Raw genomic sequence first — 16,982 nt, forward strand, 5'->3', positions numbered from 1 at the left:
AAAGTGTGTTACAAGCCCTCATGGTAAACACATGGATAATCCTAACGTTCTAGCGGTAAACTTTGCTATAATTTGAGCAGTCGTAGAACCTACATAACATACATACACCAGGAGGAATACCATGACGCTCCCCGCTTCTGAACTGCCTACATATCTAGAGAAATATATTTCCTTTCTAATCATCGAGAAGAATTTATCGTCCAAATCAATCAAAGCCTATGCTTCCGACCTCAACATGCTGCACTTCTGGCTCATAGAAAACGATATAGAAGGGATCTCAAGCGAGAGTCTCCACCTCTATTTTCATAGTTTCAACAGTTCAGGTACACTCAAAGACTCCACTATTAAGCGCAAATATATATCTATCAAAGCCTTTTTTTTATTTTTAGTCCAAAAAGAGTGGCTAGATCAATCCCCTCTTCAGAATTTCGGAAAAAAATTCAAAATGGCCAAACGAATCCCAAAAACACTGGCGGTAGAGGAAATCGAACGATTGCTTCACTCCCCACAATTGGACCGTGAGACATTAAAGACTCCTTTTCGCACACGTTTATCCATTCGTAATGATGCGATAATCGACCTGTTATTTTCAACAGGAATGCGTATTGGAGAGCTGACTCAAATTCATTTGCAGGATATTGATCTCAAAAATAGAGTGGTGGTCATTTTCGGAAAGGGGCGCAAAGAGAGGTTATTGTATTTGTCCAGTACAGAGCTTATTGAGAAACTGAATGAATGGCTGAGCGTTCGGGAGCTTTTCCGCCCCCAAGTCGATACCCTGTTCGTAAACAAATACGGCCAAGCGTTATCTATTTATGGCGTTGAGGATATTTTTACGAAATACAGGCAGCTCGCTAACATTAATGAAAAAGCCACACCACACTACCTGCGCCATTCTTTCGCAACACAGCTGCTAGAAAACGGGGCTGATCTACGCGCTGTCCAAGAAATCCTGGGCCACTCCAGCGTAAGCACCACCGAGATCTACACCGAAGTATCTGTCAAAAGAAAACGGGACGTCCTCTCCCAGTTCAATCCCCGGAACCGGATTGTTACCTCCAAATAACTACGAATTATTTGGAGGTATTAATCCTAATGAAGTTTTTGGATCGTCTTTCTGAGCGAGGGGAATTTATAGATTATGCCAAGAATAATAAAGTGCTAATTTATGAAGGTGAACCTGCGTCTGGAATGTCTACATTTTTAAAAGAGTTAGAGAACAGCCAACGGTCCCTTTCAGAAGAAAAAAACTCTGTGTTTATCTATCTTAATGAAACATCTAAGATTGATTCACTATCAGAAGTTATTTTCAATGCACTTATGAAAAAAAAATCCGACGCACAGGCATTTCAGGACCTTTGCGTATCTAAACTGGGGAAGTATCCCCATAGCTTATTTGAAAATATAATTAAGGATTTTTCTCTTGTATTAAAAGAAACTGCTGCCGCTGCTTTTGGGAATTGGGAATCTGGTAAGACCATCCCACCTCACATATATGTGGGTGATAACACATCTATTTACTATGATTGTATATGTGCATATCTGAAAGATAAAGGAAAGGTTTATATAGCTATTGATAATGCTAATGTTTTAAGTGAAGAAGCACTGGATGAACTCAAGAAGTATACTGATCACATAAATATAACCTTTATCTTAGGATGGATAAAAAATAATGAAGATCGGTACCTTATAAATAAGTTAATAAACAGACTTCGTGAAGAAAAGATCACCTATGTTAAACCTGGATTTTCAGGAACAAGTCTAGAACTAATTAAACTTGTATCTGAAGAGATTGGATTAACATTAGCAACTGAAAACATAAATAAAATTATTTTGAATCGGTCTAGCAATATACATGCGGTAATAGCAGAATTACATACTGTTAAAGGAAAACACGTATCAGAAGAGAAAAGCCCACTCTTAAACCAAACGATTCGGTTTTTATTTGTACTAAAAATATATTTTCCAGAAATGATCCTTTGTCGCCTTCTTGAAAGCGATAAAACCCTATTTTTTGTTGAGGATGATATTTCACAATTACTTAAATATTTGAGAGAACAAGAATATATTTCTTTTGAGAAAAATAGTTATTTTCTATCTTCTGAACACCATCCTATAGTCATGGATTCTACCAAGGATGAGGCAGATATATTGCTTGCTAAAAGTATTTTATGTGATTTTTTTAATGAAAATTCCAGTTTGCTATTTAGGAATTCTTCATTAATGAAATCAGTTCTTCCTTTGCTTGAAGAGCTACATTTAACTGAATACTCAATCTATAAGCAAATCAAGAGAAAACTGATTGAGATTGCTTTAATAACTGGTTCAAAAGTAGAGGATCACTGGATATCAGCGATATCTTTGACGAGCCCTGATGATTTGTTGATACATTGCATAATTAATGTTAGGGATCGAAAATATCAGAATGCGTACAGGCTGATTCAGCAAGTTAACTCTGAAATTACTGATAATAGAACATTAGAACTTCTTCAGGCTGTAATATTAAATCGAACTCGGCAACACTCACAATCGTATGAGGAAATGGAAAAGCTTTATTTTACGAGTAAAAATAAAAATGAAAGAGCATTAATTGCTTCTTACCAAATCAGCAACCTTATACATGAAAATAGAATTGAGGAAGCCAGAAATTATTATCAAAATAGTCTCGATGATGTAGTAGAATCTGATTACTCTGCGTATTTATTAAGAAATAGTGCTGTTATTTTTGATCCAAATAAAGCAGTTAAAATGCTGACAGAAGCAGAGTATAAATTTCAGCAACTCCAAGACGATTTTGGGCAAGCAAGTAGCCAAAATAACATGGCGAGACAGTATATTTTATTAAACAAATACGCGAAAGCTGAAGAATTATTAATTGATGCTCTTTCCACCATCAAATTTTTCCCTAAAATCCATGCAAATATAGTCTACAATAATCTCGGATGTGTATCCTTATGTAAGAATGATCTTAAGCAAGCTAAAAAATATATAGAATTAGCGATAACACTTGCCAATACCTCTATGCCTAGAGCTTTTTCTCTCATGAACAAAGCTTTACTGTTTGTTTTAGAAGATCAATTTCAATCTGCACAAAAAGTAATGGAATGTGTTGTAGCAGAAGATGACTTCTGCTTAAGCAGAGTACAACAAATGTACGCTTCAACTCAATGTTTTCTTGAGTACAAATTAGAAGGAAGAGTAACAACGGTATCTCTAAGACTTCTGGAGGCCAATAAAGACCAATATAATCCAGAGATTTCTGAAAAACAACTTGCTATCTATCGAAGTGTTCCTCACCAACTGAACTTATATGAGGATGAAACGGTTCTTTATCCTTGTCTATTAGAGTATTGGTATTTCAACCCTATGAAACTACTCGAAAGTCAGACCTTGTCGCTTTAAACTGCGCTCAAGAATTGTTAATACTAATTCTGAATGTGTGAAACCATGAGAATAGGCAGCCAAAGCAACCGCAGCTTGTTCTCCTAAATTGCAACATAAATTCATCTCCAAAAAGTGGGGTATTCCTTTAGGCGTTACAATGAAATCAAGTCTTGCATAATCTAGCGGTTTCACTAATTCATAGTAATCTAAAACATGTTTATGTAATGTTTTGGATATCTTCTCGTCTTGGCACACTTGCCTGGAAAATCCGAGGTCTGTTTTTCTTTTATGTTCGTATGTAATTACTCCTTTTGAGCTTTCTTCTTTTATTGGGGTAAGGGGCAACGGAGCTAATTTTTCATCTAAAATTAATGGCACCGTATAACTTGTACCTTCTAAGTATTCCTCAACTATCACATCAATGTTCTGATCAAATAGCAGTTGGATTTTATAAATAGCTTCTTCTATTGAATGTGCGATGCTATCAGAGGAGATATAGCGAGAAGAAGCTCCATAGCGTGGTTTTATAAAATAAGGAGGAAGAAAATTCAAGCCAATACTAATTACTTCACGATTCGTACCTACACCAAATACTGCCCATTTTGCAGTATGAATATTTGCTTTGTAGGCCATTATCTTCGCCAAATGCTTATCCTCAGCGATTGCTCTAATATTAGGTCTTGCTCCTAAATAAGGAATCTTATAATACTCGGCTAAAGCTGAAACAAAGATTTCAGAGTTATTAAAACTCGCTCGGTTGTACAACGTGAAAATATATTCGGGTTTATTTTCCATGTGTATAACTCTGTTCAAGTCGTTACTAACCGCAATATTATGGTTCGATGTATTAAGAATCTCTAAGATCTTATTTTGGTAATTTGCATAATGTTTTTCTTCTTCAGTTAGTTTCATTTCGGTCTCATTTACTCCAGCAAACTGAGCTAAATATAAAATGTTCATTAGGATTAATACCTCCAAATAATTCGTAGTTATTAGGTCATATTAGAATTGATTCGTAGAAGTAACATGAACTTTAGTTCATAATCATAAACCAAAAGTATGCTCTACCATTGATTACATTTAATTATTTGTTTTTCGCCCTATAATTCCAATATACTCCTTTTATACATTGATATCCCTTATAAATATAACAAATGCATACAAAATAAGACAGAAGAACTTTACAGTCCTACTGTCTTAACATATCCTTCAGCCTACTTCCTTTGTACTCCAATCTTTCTAAACCAGTATCTTTCACAGAACGACATTCCACCCAGCACCGTGACCAAAGACATCAGGTATGGTGTCTACGAGACTAAAGCTTTTGATTATGTTCATTTTTCATTAACTCTCGCTAGTAGGCAATACACCAATGATTTGCTTCCGGCCAGACCGCGCTATATATGTAGACCGCTATATTTTAACTTAGCACAGTCACTGACCAGAAGAACATGGAAAGTATAACTATAATTATGTTTGCTATCCACCCTACTTAAGAGACTTCTCAAACGTGTACAAACCGCCATTTTTCGGAACAGTAAATGATTCCCCCTGGTACCCCCTTCGCAGCAACTCCTTACGGAGAACCTTCATAAATGCGCCATGAGTCACGAGCAATGTAGCCTTATTCTGATCTTGTTCCAGCTGATCAATGACACTTCTTGCTCTTAATATCGTCTCTCTCCTGCTCTCTTGCTGAGAACGATGTGATCCATACCAGGCCAGCCTTCCAATCACCATCCACCAGCTTAGAGGCAGTTTTACAGGGAGTTTAGTGAATGCACGAACATCGATCTCCCGGAGCTGATCCGTTATAACAATTTCTCCAGTGTGCATGGTCTTAGCTGTTTCGGTCGCCCGATATAAATTGCTCGATAAGCAACGTGTCCAGCCTGCATCAAGAGCATCTATGGCCTGAGGCATTTGTATGCCGCACACATTATATTCGTCCACCCAAGCATTGAATTGCTTCGCGCTCATCCATGTTCTCTCTGTTTGCAAATTAACTTTGAAGTGTCTAAGCAATCCAATTTTCACATTCCCGCTTATAGTAGCCACCTCATTTTCTACAGCCTCCATGTATTCGCGCAACTTGGTCTAGCATCTACTTTAAAAAGACTGCCGGTTACTTGCTAAGCACATTGAACACCGCATCATAACAGGATTTCTTAAAAACAGCATGCAGATCATCCCGGTCTGACATCAGCCATTGAATCAGACAACCGTCAATCACGGCCCGGATAACCGGAGCCGTTGTATCCGGGGAGAGATGGGCGGCGTAGAGCCCCTCCTCCTGACCGAGCAACAGCACCTCTGTGCTAATGCGGGTACAGTTGTCATAGAATCGCTGATTGATCTCACGGTACACAGGAAGTCGGCTGGCCCGGGCCAGAAAATCCAGGTAGACCCGGTAAAAGGAGCGATTCTTCTCCGGGGAAACGAATACGGCATCGATGTACGCTTCCAGCTTACCAGTAGCCGTCGTCTGTCGCTGAACAGCTGCGTGTTCTTTTTCATAGATTCTGGCGGTCAGCCACTCCAGCAGCTCCGTCAGGACAGCTTCCTTATTCTCAAAATAGTAATGTACTACCCCCTTGCTCACCTCGGCGTGATCCGCTATGACTTGTAGTGTCACGGCATCATATCCATATTCGGCCAACGCCCGAAAGGCTGCGGAGAGGATTTGCTTGCGTTTTTCCTCAGATTTCTTATAACGTACCATAATACCTCCATTAAAAGGGTAATAATGCATATTATATCACAGACATAAAAAAGTTGACCGGTCAGAATAAATATTATATAACTGTCTTACATTTCACTTCGAGCAAAGGAGTCCTTCGTACATGAACTCACAACTACCAGACTCATTTCAAGCCCTGATCGTTGATAAGACCGATAACTCTTTCTCTGTCGGCATCAAATCTCTTACCTTGGCAGACCTGCCTGCCGGAGAAGTTATCATCAAGGTCGCTTATTCCAGTGTAAACTATAAGGATGGTCTAGCCAGCATTCCCGATGGGAAAATTCTCAAATCATATCCATTCATCCCGGGCGTAGACTTGTCAGGCTATGTAGTCTCGTCTAGCGACGAACGTTTTACCGAAGGCCAGCCCGTGATCGCTTGCGGCTATGGCATTGGCGTAACTCATTTTGGCGGCTTTAGCCAGTATGCACGTATTCCCGCAGATTGGATCACACCCCTCCCGGACGGTCTTAGCTTAAGAGAAGCTATGATCTATGGCACCGCCGGCTTTACAGCTGCCTTGTCCATTCAAGGACTGGAAGAGCATGGACTGTCTCCTGAAAAAGGAACAGTGCTGGTCACCGGAGCTACCGGCGGTGTCGGCGGAGCTGCTGTCGCCATGCTGGCTGCCAAGGAGTACAGCGTCGCAGCCAGTACTGGAAACAGCGCGGCCGGAGACTATCTCCAAGCATTGGGCGCTGAGGAAATCCTCTCCCGTGAAGATGTGCTTGGGACATCCACCAAACCTCTGGACAGACAATTATGGCAGGCTGCCGTCGATTCTGTCGGCGGGACTACACTGTCAGCCGTCCTGAGCAAGCTCGCTTACAAGGGGTCTGTAGCTGCAAGCGGGTTGACCGCAGGGACCGCCTTACCGACTACCGTTCTGCCGTTTATCCTTAGGGGAGTCAACCTGCTAGGTATTGATTCAGTGTTCTGTGATGCGGAGACTAGAGCAAGCGTCTGGGTACGCATGGCAAGCGATTTAAAACCTGATGACCTGGAGCTTCTAGTAGACCGGGAAGTGACCCTGGAGGAACTGCCTGAAGCGCTGGAGGATATTCTGAATTTCCGGACCCGCGGACGTGTGCTTGTTTCTTTATCCTAAAGATCATATATGCTAAATAAAGGGCGTCACCGCAGCCGTTGTTCTGGCTTGGTGGACGCCCTTTGACATCTGAGGATTAGAATGACTCGGGTGCTCCGGCGTATTGTACGTTCGGCTGCTGTTGTGCATACGGCTGCTGCCGATTGCTCTGTCCATACACCTGATGGGTATACACGGGTTGGCCATAGGGCTGTGGTGCTTGTGCATAAGGCTGCGGTGTCTGTGCCCACCCTTGTTGAGGTGCATTCCATTGGGGCTGAGGAGATTGACCATATTGCTGAGGGATAGCTCCATAAGGAGATTGACCATGAGGTTGGAGATTCGGCATCGCATTCTCCATCTTGCCCTTGACCGCCCCTTTTACACAGCCCACCGGTGGACCGATGAAAGTCTTCTTTTGAATAGGAGCGAGCGCGTCTTTTACTTTAGCTTCATCCAGGCAGTAAGTATGGGCGAGCACATTGGTCGGAGTAAGCTTCAGAATATCAGAACCCAGGATAACCTCTGGAATTGGCGCATCAAAAATAGCCAGCAAATGCGTGTCATCCATCGTAGCCACCTCGTAATGCCACCAGCCTTGCGGAACATTCGCTACTTGGCCAGGGGTGATCGGAAAGTGCAAAAGCTCATTCGTGAACGGGTTAATCAGTGAAACCACAGCCGAACCACAGATGCAATAGACCAGTTCTGCCGCATTCTGATGATAATGGGGTTCTACCACATTGGATTTACTGAGGAAGATATCCAGCAGTGACGTGTTCTCCAGCGTGTTCAATTGTTGAACAGACAGCACATTGATAAAGTTCCGATCATCTTTTTTGAAAAGCGGGCTTTTGTTCACATCCGCAGTAAATTGCGTCCCTGGAGACGTATAATCCATATAAGAAGTCAAAATACATTCCTACCCTTCTGTTCATCCCAATTTTGGACTCTCTAAGGTAAGATATGTGTTTGCCTAGGCCCAGGTGCAGATTTTTTATATTGCCCAGTCCATCAGCCAACCCTGGCGATTACCCGGGCAATCGCGGAATCCGACCGAATTCGCAGCGGCAGGACGATCACTTCAAACTATTCCTTACCAAGCAATGCACCCGCGTTCACAGGATTCTCCAAAATTAGCACATCATTCGACAAAAGATACTCCTCCAATCCTGTCGTTAATGCACAAATCACGCTTGCTCCGATTCACTGCCGGAGATTATCGTTTTATTTCTTCCCGTATTTTTGGCATAATACAGCGCCTGATCCGCATTCCTCAGCAGCATTTCGCTGGACTGTCCATGGGTTGGATACTGGGCAATGCCCTGCGATACGGTTATTGGCGTCACGGTGGGGGCCTCGCTTGCTGCCAGCGCTAAACGGAAGCGTTCAGCCACAATATAAGCATCCTCCACTCGTGTATTAGCCAGCAAAATAATAAATTCCTCTCCGCCATAACGGCTGCAAATATCGCCTGGTCTGACGGATGCCGCTAGAACCGTAGCAACACGCTTAAGTACCTCATCCCCAGTGAGATGGCCATAGGTATCATTAACAAATTTGAATTTGTCCACGTCCATTACAATCAGAGAGAACGGAGTACGTTCTGCAATCCATTCCTCCATTATTAGCTCCAGAGCTCTGCGGTTTGCAAGGCCGGTCAAGGCATCCGTCATGGCATGCCGTGTTAATTGATCCGTCTGCTTCTGCATGACAGTTAGAGCTGTAAAAAGCGTCTTGGTCAGCAAATCAGCTTCTCTGTTCCAGTGGGATCTGGCAGCAGGAATTTCGATCTTTCCCTTCCCGACTTTGCTTACCAAATTCGCGAGATAAACGAAGGGACTAGCAAGCCTGCGGGCCACTACAATAACAACGGCCAACAACAGCACAAAAGGTAGCAGAGTATACCAAAAGATTTTCTCCATATGGCCTATAATCTGCTTGTGGATCACCTCGACAGGGGACACCACCACAACCCCCCAGCCGCTAGTGGGAACATTAGCATATCCGGCCAGCATTTTCACACCGCCGGTATTCATAACCTCTTGTTCGCCGCTGTGACCTTTCATTAGCTCCACAACCGCTTTATTAGTACTGATATCCTCACCGATTCGCGTTTTATCCGGGTGATACAGCAGATGCCCCTTAGAATCCACGATATAATAATATGAGCCGGTCTCATCCCTCTCATTATTTTCAAAAATCATACTGAAGATATTCTTATCCTCAAGGTATACGGTACCACCCAGCATCCCCTGATATCGCCCCTCACTGTCGAATAAGGGCTCGCTTATGAACATAGTCATTTTTGCGGTGTTTTTCGTAATATACGGCTGTGAGATATAAGTCTTCTTTGCGGCCAGAGCATCCAATACTGGTTTGCTGGTATACAGTAGCCCGGCGGTTCCCAGCGATTCTGGAGACACATTACGGATCATCCCGTTCTCGTTCACCAAAGCTATCGAATTGAAATAACTGCTGCTTTGTCGCATTAACTCAAGATAATGATTGTACAGGTCTTCCGTTGGTCCATCTGCACTCATGAGGTTATGCGCACTAAAATCCAGGGTGCTGAGCATGGATTGAAAGAGTGACTCTGCCGTTTGACTCATCCGACTTGCATTCGCGTAGTTCAGATTCAATGTCGTTTCGGTCAGGGATTCCTTCTCGGATTGGTAAGATGCAATCAAAAGAATAGCTGAGGTTAGGACAAAGACCATTGTTACCAAGCCAATGAGGAGCGCTGTAAGGCCTATTTTTTGTCTGCGACCCAAATGGGCTTCTTGGTGTAAAGGCATCCTGCACCCCCTGTGTTTTTACGTGACTCTTACAATAAAACAATGGTTAATTTGATTAATTTTATTATAAACGAAAGCATCACATGAACGGTAAGAAAAAAATGCCATATCTATCTTATACGCTCTCAGCCATGATAACCCAAAACGCAGAGCAGCGATCCCCCAACGGGAGAATCGCTGCTCTGCTCACTATTAAGACTGTTAGAAAGACAAGCCCTGTTATTCGCCTAAAAGTTTGAGGAAGCCGGAAGGCAAGGCAATTTTCTGATTATTGATAATAATCCGCTTCAGGTCTTCTATCATGTCGTCCTCACCCTGTGCATCCTTGATTTCCTTAATCTCGCGGTGTAGACGTTCCATCTGCACATCCAGCATGTTCGCAGATTCAGCAGCCTGTTTCAATTCGAGAGTGAGACGCTCGGGAACGGACTGGTTGTATTTATAGAAGATTTTATGCTCCAGGCTAGCCCAGAAATCCATAGCAATGGTACGGATCTGTACTTCGACACACACCAGTTCCTGACCGTCGGACATAAATACCGGAACTTGAATCAGCAGATGCAGGCTTTGATAGCCGTTGGGCTTGGGATTCTTGATATAATCCTTGATCTCCAGCACCGTCAAGTCATCCTGCTTCTGCAGCATCTCGCTAACATGATAAATATCAGAAATAAAAGAGCAGGTAATACGCAGGCCCGCAATGTCTTTAATATCCTGCTTCACGGAGGCCAGCGAGATCTCGCAGTTCTTGCGCAGCATTTTATTCATAATACTCTCAGGAGACTTCAACCGTGATTTCGTATGCTCGATGGGACTATAGTCATGAAGTGACTGGAATTCCTGCTTCAGAATTTCAACCTTGGTCTCCATTTCATCCAGTGCGAACTTGTAGAGCAGCATAAACCGGGTAATTTCGTTACGGAATCTCTTCATTTTCTCAATTTGATCTTCGGTCTTCATGGAAATCTCCTTCATCAGGTTATGAATTAATCATAGCCAATCCGCTACCGGAATTCAAATTTGGAAGAAAAAGGGGTTTAAAGCAATAAAACTGCCCTTCCGGTCGTTAGACCAAAGGACAGCTTTATTTTCATAGCATACTAGATAAAGACTTCTTCAACAGACAGATTACGTTCTTTGGACAAGTCTCTAAAAGATTCATCCACCTTCACCAGCGGTTTGAACATGTCCAGCGGATTGTTCATGACAATGGTACCCATCTCCCCATTGCTGAGCTGTACTGTCTTCCCGACAAAGTTAGGCAGCAGGTGTCCTGTCAACGCTTGTACTGCATTCCCGTTCAGCTTGCCAAACCCAAGCTCATGCACCTTACGCAGTACTGTAACAAGGCCTTGCTTAGGTTGATTAGCTCTCGCAGCCGTCATGCCCATGTAAGTGTTGGCGACAGACACGATCCGTGTATAGGGGTGAATATCATTCTTGTGCAGTTTGCCCGGATAGCCGCTGCCATCTTCGAACTCGTGATGCTGGAGGGCCACTAGAGCGGTAGTTTCATCCTTCATGGATTCACGAATAATCTCGTAGCCGTATGTAGTGTGACGTTTCAATTCTTCCTCTTGTGAAGGCGTTAGAGCGCCAGTATGATGCAGAATTCCAGCCGGAACCTGGCTTTTACCAATGTCATGCAGATAACCTGCTCTGCTGATCTCATATCGCTCTGCCTTGGAATGGCCCATCCAGGAAGCGATATAATACGATAGTAATCCGACTTGCAGGGAATGATTGTATGTATCTACGTCGTCACGTTCAAACAAAAGCAGGAGCGAAACGACATCCTTTTGCTCATCCAGACTCTCTAGTAAGGGCTGAAGCGTATTGTCAACCATGCTTTGGGTGAAACTGCCCTTGGCAAGTGCTTCCAGAAAAATGGCTTCGTAGTTCTGGATTGTAAGATCCAGATTGGCTTTCAGATTCTGCCCTAGATTATTGACTTGCCCCCCCAGTTGCATGGAGCGCGGCTCAATATCCACATAATCAATCTTGTGCCGGATGAGGATGGTGATTTCTTCACTTTGGACGACAGTCCCTTTCGGGAGCACGTGCAGACCAACACTATTGAAAGTGTCTGTCAGAAGACAGTCGCCGTGTTTTAGATCCGTGACATGAACTTTCAAGAATCAGCACCCCTTCTTATGTATAGGAATTTTTTCCTGTTGCTTTTACTTGATCATAGTCTATTAACGTTTGGCCTGACAATATGGTGAAAGTCACATAAACGCCGTAGACTAGGTCCAAAGTATCCCGACTTTAGCAGCACTACCCATATCAAAGAGAGAAGTTAGCCTTATCTCGCGTTTTTCAGGTTTTGTTGACAAAATTCTTTGTGGTAAGCTAGAGCAGCAACGTCCATTAGCCCTACACTTCATGTATAAAGGAGTTTTTACAATGTTCGAACACTTGGTTCTTTTTAAATTCAATGCCAACTATGATCCAGCGACAGGACCTCAGCTTGTGGAGACTTTATTATCTTTTAAAGGGGAAATTCCGGGCATTGTGCAAATTACAGCCGGCGTGAATGAGACTGAGGAAACAGACAATATGCGTGGTTATACACTGGGACTACGGGTAACTTTTGAAAATAAGGAAGCCCTGCGCCAATACGGCCCTCATCCGAAACATCAAGCATTTGTGCAAATGCTGACAGACATCCTGGATAATGTCGTCGTGGCGGACTACCCCATCCAATAACCGGAACTGGCTCTCGATCTACGATAACAAAATTGCAGCAGTCGTTCAGGCTCCGAAGATCCCCTGGCAATCTTGCTCTACAATCTTTAGCTGTTTCTCAAAATCAGCGTCGGGCTTAACATTGTCCAGAACATGCCAGTGGTTCTTCAGGTCCCGCCAGTAAATGCCCCAACCTTGATCACTCCTGCAAAATTGGGCAATACCCCATTCTATCCATTGCCCATTCAGAAGAATCGGACGCTCATCCAGCAGTGTTACCGTATCCTCATGTATCCGATACTTGAGTTTACGCTGCGGGTTAGAGCGCCCGGAGTTCTGGACTTTTATATAATGATCCATGATTTTCTCTATACGTTTCTTTGTAAATGGATCCAGCATCTCATCCTCACCTCTTAAGAAGATTCCAGAGGTTACTTTATCATTTTTACATATACATAATCTGAACCGGGAACGCCGTTAACGCTGAAAAAGTAGGTGAGTCGGAATTTCCGCAATCACTTTTCCAATCAACTGATCCTTGGCAACAAACGGCTTCTCCCATAAATGGCCGTCATAACTGATATTCCGGTTATCTCCGAGGAAGAAATAATGATCCGCCGGGACCGTAACCGGTCCAAAGCTATAGTTCATCGGCTCTTTCAGATAAGGCTCATCTACCTTGAGGCCGTTTCTGTACAAAGCCCCCTCCTTGATCTCTATTGTATCACCAGGAAGTCCGATAAGCCGCTTAACATAGCGTTTACCTTCATCGCCCGGCACCGGCGGGTAGAAAACCACAATATCGCCATGCTCCAGTGAAGTCATCCACAGCAGTTTCTCAACAATAAGACGGTCATTGATCTGGATGGTCGGAATCATCGACCCGGTAGGGACCTTCATCGCTTCAGCGACATAGGTTCTCAGGAATAAGGAAACTACAAGGGCAATCACGAGTGTCGGCACCCATTGCTTGGCATATTTCATCATGATTATTCACCTCACCAATCTCTATAATTAGCTCTTTGCTCTTCATTCTCCAAAGCATTCAATAATGCGGTTCATTTCATCTTCCACATCCAGCACAGAGTCCTGCGGAATATGTATTACGACCAATCCGCCAAAAATCTGCTCCCAGCTTCCACCAGCACCATTAACCCGCTGCTTGAAGGCGGCCAAAATCGGTGAATACGCGGTATCTTGGGTTAGCAACCAGGCATATCTTTTTAAATCCGATTTCCGTACAGTCTCCTGATAGTAGTAGACACCCCGCTCTTCCTTTAGCCGGATTACATCCCCCATAGATACGCCAGGATTAAAAATCGGTGTCTCTTCTATTCGGTACATGTCCCGGTCTACCGGGGTTACATCCAGAACCTCAATCTCAAATCCTCGCTCATCAAAACATATATGCAGCTCCAAAGGCTTCGGCATCAGCATACCTCAATTCTTTCTGTTAAATATCAAATCCATATATGATAGTTTACCTTATTCAGCCCAAAAAACACAAAACTTCACTACTTCTTCAAATTCATATCTATGATTCTTTCAAGCCACTTCCAGGGCAGAAGCGTCTTGGCCCACCTCAGGATACGCGTTCCTTTTCCAATCGGATAACGTAACCGTGGTGAAGACATTCCTGCAATCCTCCCGATTAAATCTGCTACCTGCTGCGGATCAGGGGCCGATTCTGCGGTCTTTCTGGTGTAGCTCAGTACGGCATCGAGCCGCTCTCTGTACGGTGAATCGGGGCGGGTGGTAATGCTGTCCAGTCCTTTGCCCCAGATGGCGGTGCGGAATGAGCCCGGTTCAACGATGACAACCTTGATGCCAAACGGCGACATTTCGTGGCGCAGGCTTTCACTGAAACCTTCCACCGCGAATTTGGATGCAGCGTAAGGCGCATATCCGGGGAATCCAGACAGACCGCTAATACTTCCAACGTTGATAATTGTCCCGCTTTCCTGTCTACGCATCAGCGGCAGCACTGCCTTAGTTACAGCAATAAGACCGAACAGGTTCGTCTCGATCTGCCCGCGCCAATCGTCCATTGTCACTTCTTCCACGAATCCACCCACAGCGTATCCTGCATTGTTCACCAGCACATCTATTCTTCCAAAAGTTGCGGTCACTTTAGCCACAGCCATATCAATGGAAGCCTGGTCTGTTACATCCATATGTATAAAGTACAGCTTATCCAGCACGCCCTCCTGCCGGGCACGTTGCTCAAGCTCACTGTTGCGGCTGAGATTTCGCATGGTTGCAGCCACTTTGAAGCCTTTCTTGGCAAGCGTAATAGCTGTCAGCAGCCCAAAGCCGCTGGAGCTTCCGGTTATCAGGGCTACCTGTTCCTTCGAACGTTCTTGGTAGGGAGTCATCCTGGCCCTCCTTTATCAATAGGTTATTTTATGTTAACAAAAGTATATTTCATGATCAAAAAGAAAACAAATGTTCTATTTTCTGATTGACTATCCAGTAATTTTCAAGTTATAGTAAAAACATAAATATGATAGATTTGCGGGCGAAGCACCTCGCAGGACAGGCAGAAATGCCTTTCTTGGGGGTGCTTTTTTTTGTGCCTACTACTATTTCAGAAAAGAGGTTGAGATCAATGTGGGAGCCAATGATTGCAGACGAAGCAGGTAACAAAAAGGGGAATCGCTTAGCGGTTACAAAGGGAATAACGGTATACCGAACGTTCGCTGCCGCTATTTTACTAACTCTATCCCTGCTTTTTCTGCATCTGCCTCAAGCCAAAGCGGCAGCATCAGATTGGGACATGGCGCTGGAACGGATTAGTAATCTGTACAACGACTATTCTGCCTTGCAGGAAAACATCACACTGAATACAGGAATCCTCCAGAAGCTGCGCAAGCAGAACAATGACGAGCTGAAGGCAATCCAGGGGAAGCTCAATTCCACCGACCAGGTTCTAATCGACAACTTGAAGCTGCAGGCCGATGCAGTACGTAAGAAACATACGCCACTGCTGGAGAAGTATAAGACACTAGGACAACAGGCGGCGGCTGCACGCAAAGCCAAAGATCTAAAGAATGCCACGGTCCTCGATCTGCAGCGCAACAAGCTCAAAGCAGCGGCTGCAGCGGCACAAGCAGAGATCAAAGCTAAATCTGAAGCATTGGCGGTAGCCCGAAAGCAGACCACTGACAAGACCCAGCCAGCGAGGGAAACTCTAGCAGCTATATCAGCACTTCGGAAGGAGACCACCGCCGGGAATAAAGAGCTTACTGCTGCACAAAGGCTTCGCACAGAAGCGCATAAGCGCTATCAGGCAGGAATGAAGCAAGGTGACGCACCCGGTGCTGCTGCCGGAATGGAAACCTCTTTTGCCCAGATGAAAATCGTTCAAGCCTTGCAACTGAAGCTGATAGGCTGGGAGAAGCAGATCTCCACCCTGCTCCGTGCAGCGGAGCTGAAACTTCCCAAATAAACACCGGTGCTGATGGGCTATTTATGCGGCCACATTTTATTTTCAGATTAGCTTGACCAACATGCTTATGAAGAGCGCAGCAGGATACAACACAACTTGGCCAAGTAAGGTGCCCAGGAATCTTGAGCCCATCAGCACAACATATATTTTCCCGAGCTGATCCCGATATTCGGCATGCTGAGTGGCCTTGTGCGTAATAATCCCCAGCTGCGGGTCAATGAATACTGTAAGCATAATCGTTGCGAGCCCGTTAATAAGTCCTGATGCCTGTGAGGCAGTCGTGCTGAACTGTGGAACGAGATGTGCAGCATAGAGCGAAGACAGCACACCTACGGTGTAGAAGGCCGTAACGAAGATATTCATGACGATAAAACGTTTAGGAATGCCCAGATACCTGAAGCTGTAAAATCTTACTTTTGGTTTTCTTATGTACTTTCGGGTGTTCTTGAGCTGGCTTATCGTGACACTGTTCAGCAGCTTAGGAATTGACCCTTCGATTTCCAGCTTGGAGATGACCCTCTCGAACAGTCCCACAAATGTCGGAAAGACAGCTATAGCAATTAAGGTGCCCAGAGATGAAGCCAGCATAATAATCATTAAATAGTTAAGCAGCGGGAAATGGGGATTCACCTTGGCATAATCGACGAATTTAGCTGTCAGCGGGGCCTGTATCATATTGGCCGTTCTGGATACTAGAACAATGATTCCAGTCAGGGATAAGGCAATCGCAATTTTGTTTAGTCTCACCCCGGCAAATCTAATCGAATAGGATAGAGTCTCCGCGGTATGGATGATCAAGGTGAGCAGGCATACAATAATTAGACTGTTGGTCAT

Annotated in this window: 17 protein-coding genes; 5 read left to right on the forward strand and 12 right to left on the reverse strand. The window is 44.0% G+C overall.

The window, feature by feature from the left end; translation table 11 throughout:
- Window positions 1-121 precede the first annotated feature (121 nt).
- Complete coding sequence (locus ACFRAM_RS13715; protein WP_379466311.1) at window positions 122-1,066, forward strand: tyrosine-type recombinase/integrase; 945 nt, start codon at window positions 122-124, stop codon at window positions 1,064-1,066.
- A gap of 29 nt (window positions 1,067-1,095) precedes the next feature.
- Window positions 1,096-3,402 carry a tetratricopeptide repeat protein gene (locus ACFRAM_RS13720; RefSeq protein ID WP_379466312.1) on the forward strand — a complete coding sequence of 769 codons (2,307 nt, stop codon included), beginning with the start codon at window positions 1,096-1,098 and terminating at the stop codon, window positions 3,400-3,402.
- On the opposite strand, the gene ACFRAM_RS13725 is transcribed toward ACFRAM_RS13720, so the two are convergent.
- The 3 genes from ACFRAM_RS13725 to ACFRAM_RS13735 all read right to left on the reverse strand — a co-directional run bounded on the left by ACFRAM_RS13725 (window position 3,373) and on the right by ACFRAM_RS13735 (window position 6,106).
- On the reverse strand, window positions 3,373-4,344 hold the full coding sequence (locus ACFRAM_RS13725; RefSeq protein ID WP_379466313.1) for a D-alanine--D-alanine ligase family protein: 972 nt from the start codon (window positions 4,342-4,344) through the stop codon (window positions 3,373-3,375). The two genes, ACFRAM_RS13720 and ACFRAM_RS13725, sit on opposite strands and share 30 nt — an antisense overlap.
- Window positions 4,345-4,872: 528 nt before the next feature.
- On the reverse strand, window positions 4,873-5,364 hold the full coding sequence (locus tag ACFRAM_RS13730) for a histidine phosphatase family protein (protein WP_379466314.1): 492 nt from the start codon (window positions 5,362-5,364) through the stop codon (window positions 4,873-4,875).
- A 145-nt stretch (window positions 5,365-5,509) separates the two neighbouring features.
- Window positions 5,510-6,106 (reverse strand): TetR/AcrR family transcriptional regulator, encoded by a 597-nt coding sequence (locus tag ACFRAM_RS13735; protein ID WP_379466315.1) that lies wholly within the window; start codon window positions 6,104-6,106, stop codon window positions 5,510-5,512.
- A 121-nt stretch (window positions 6,107-6,227) separates the two neighbouring features.
- Here ACFRAM_RS13735 and ACFRAM_RS13740 point away from each other — a divergent pair, with 121 nt between their 5' ends.
- Window positions 6,228-7,235, forward strand: coding sequence for an acrylyl-CoA reductase family protein (locus tag ACFRAM_RS13740; protein WP_175374459.1), 1,008 nt, complete (start codon window positions 6,228-6,230; stop codon window positions 7,233-7,235).
- A 76-nt stretch (window positions 7,236-7,311) separates the two neighbouring features.
- Here ACFRAM_RS13740 and ACFRAM_RS13745 read toward each other — a convergent pair whose 3' ends face one another.
- The 4 genes from ACFRAM_RS13745 to ACFRAM_RS13760 all read right to left on the reverse strand — a co-directional run bounded on the left by ACFRAM_RS13745 (window position 7,312) and on the right by ACFRAM_RS13760 (window position 12,147).
- Window positions 7,312-8,130, reverse strand: coding sequence for a cupin domain-containing protein (locus tag ACFRAM_RS13745; RefSeq protein ID WP_379466381.1), 819 nt, complete (start codon window positions 8,128-8,130; stop codon window positions 7,312-7,314).
- A gap of 274 nt (window positions 8,131-8,404) precedes the next feature.
- On the reverse strand, window positions 8,405-10,012 hold the full coding sequence (locus ACFRAM_RS13750; protein ID WP_379466316.1) for a sensor domain-containing diguanylate cyclase: 1,608 nt from the start codon (window positions 10,010-10,012) through the stop codon (window positions 8,405-8,407).
- A 219-nt stretch (window positions 10,013-10,231) separates the two neighbouring features.
- Window positions 10,232-10,972: a GTP pyrophosphokinase gene (locus ACFRAM_RS13755; RefSeq protein ID WP_379466317.1), complete on the reverse strand. Its 741-nt coding sequence runs from the start codon at window positions 10,970-10,972 to the stop codon at window positions 10,232-10,234.
- Window positions 10,973-11,112: 140 nt separating this feature from the next.
- Complete coding sequence (locus tag ACFRAM_RS13760; RefSeq protein ID WP_379466318.1) at window positions 11,113-12,147, reverse strand: HD-GYP domain-containing protein; 1,035 nt, start codon at window positions 12,145-12,147, stop codon at window positions 11,113-11,115.
- A 271-nt stretch (window positions 12,148-12,418) separates the two neighbouring features.
- Here ACFRAM_RS13760 and ACFRAM_RS13765 point away from each other — a divergent pair, with 271 nt between their 5' ends.
- Window positions 12,419-12,721 carry a Dabb family protein gene (locus ACFRAM_RS13765; RefSeq protein ID WP_379466319.1) on the forward strand — a complete coding sequence of 101 codons (303 nt, stop codon included), beginning with the start codon at window positions 12,419-12,421 and terminating at the stop codon, window positions 12,719-12,721.
- A gap of 45 nt (window positions 12,722-12,766) precedes the next feature.
- Here the strand turns inward: ACFRAM_RS13765 and ACFRAM_RS13770 are convergent, their stop codons facing one another.
- The 4 genes from ACFRAM_RS13770 to ACFRAM_RS13785 all read right to left on the reverse strand — a co-directional run bounded on the left by ACFRAM_RS13770 (window position 12,767) and on the right by ACFRAM_RS13785 (window position 15,075).
- A complete protein-coding gene (locus ACFRAM_RS13770) occupies window positions 12,767-13,099 on the reverse strand; it encodes a DUF3024 domain-containing protein (RefSeq protein ID WP_379466320.1) in 333 nt (110 codons plus the stop codon).
- Between the two features lie 78 nt (window positions 13,100-13,177).
- Window positions 13,178-13,687: a signal peptidase I gene (gene lepB, locus ACFRAM_RS13775; RefSeq protein WP_379466321.1), complete on the reverse strand. Its 510-nt coding sequence runs from the start codon at window positions 13,685-13,687 to the stop codon at window positions 13,178-13,180.
- Window positions 13,688-13,729: 42 nt separating this feature from the next.
- Window positions 13,730-14,131 carry a DUF4265 domain-containing protein gene (locus ACFRAM_RS13780; protein ID WP_379466322.1) on the reverse strand — a complete coding sequence of 134 codons (402 nt, stop codon included), beginning with the start codon at window positions 14,129-14,131 and terminating at the stop codon, window positions 13,730-13,732.
- 83 nt (window positions 14,132-14,214) lie between these two features.
- The gene (locus tag ACFRAM_RS13785) at window positions 14,215-15,075 is read right to left on the reverse strand and encodes an SDR family oxidoreductase (RefSeq protein ID WP_379466323.1); all 861 of its coding nucleotides are present in this window, start codon (window positions 15,073-15,075) and stop codon (window positions 14,215-14,217) included.
- Window positions 15,076-15,308: 233 nt separating this feature from the next.
- Between ACFRAM_RS13785 and ACFRAM_RS13790 the strand changes: the two genes are divergently transcribed.
- Window positions 15,309-16,148 (forward strand): hypothetical protein, encoded by an 840-nt coding sequence (locus ACFRAM_RS13790; RefSeq protein WP_379466324.1) that lies wholly within the window; start codon window positions 15,309-15,311, stop codon window positions 16,146-16,148.
- Window positions 16,149-16,190: 42 nt separating this feature from the next.
- On the opposite strand, the gene ACFRAM_RS13795 is transcribed toward ACFRAM_RS13790, so the two are convergent.
- Entirely contained in the window at window positions 16,191-16,982 is a 792-nt protein-coding gene (locus ACFRAM_RS13795) for a lipid II flippase Amj family protein (protein ID WP_379466325.1), read from the reverse strand.

This window comes from Paenibacillus sp. NPDC056722 (genome assembly GCF_042790635.1).
GTDB classification, from domain to species: domain Bacteria; phylum Bacillota; class Bacilli; order Paenibacillales; family Paenibacillaceae; genus Paenibacillus_AQ; species Paenibacillus_AQ agri.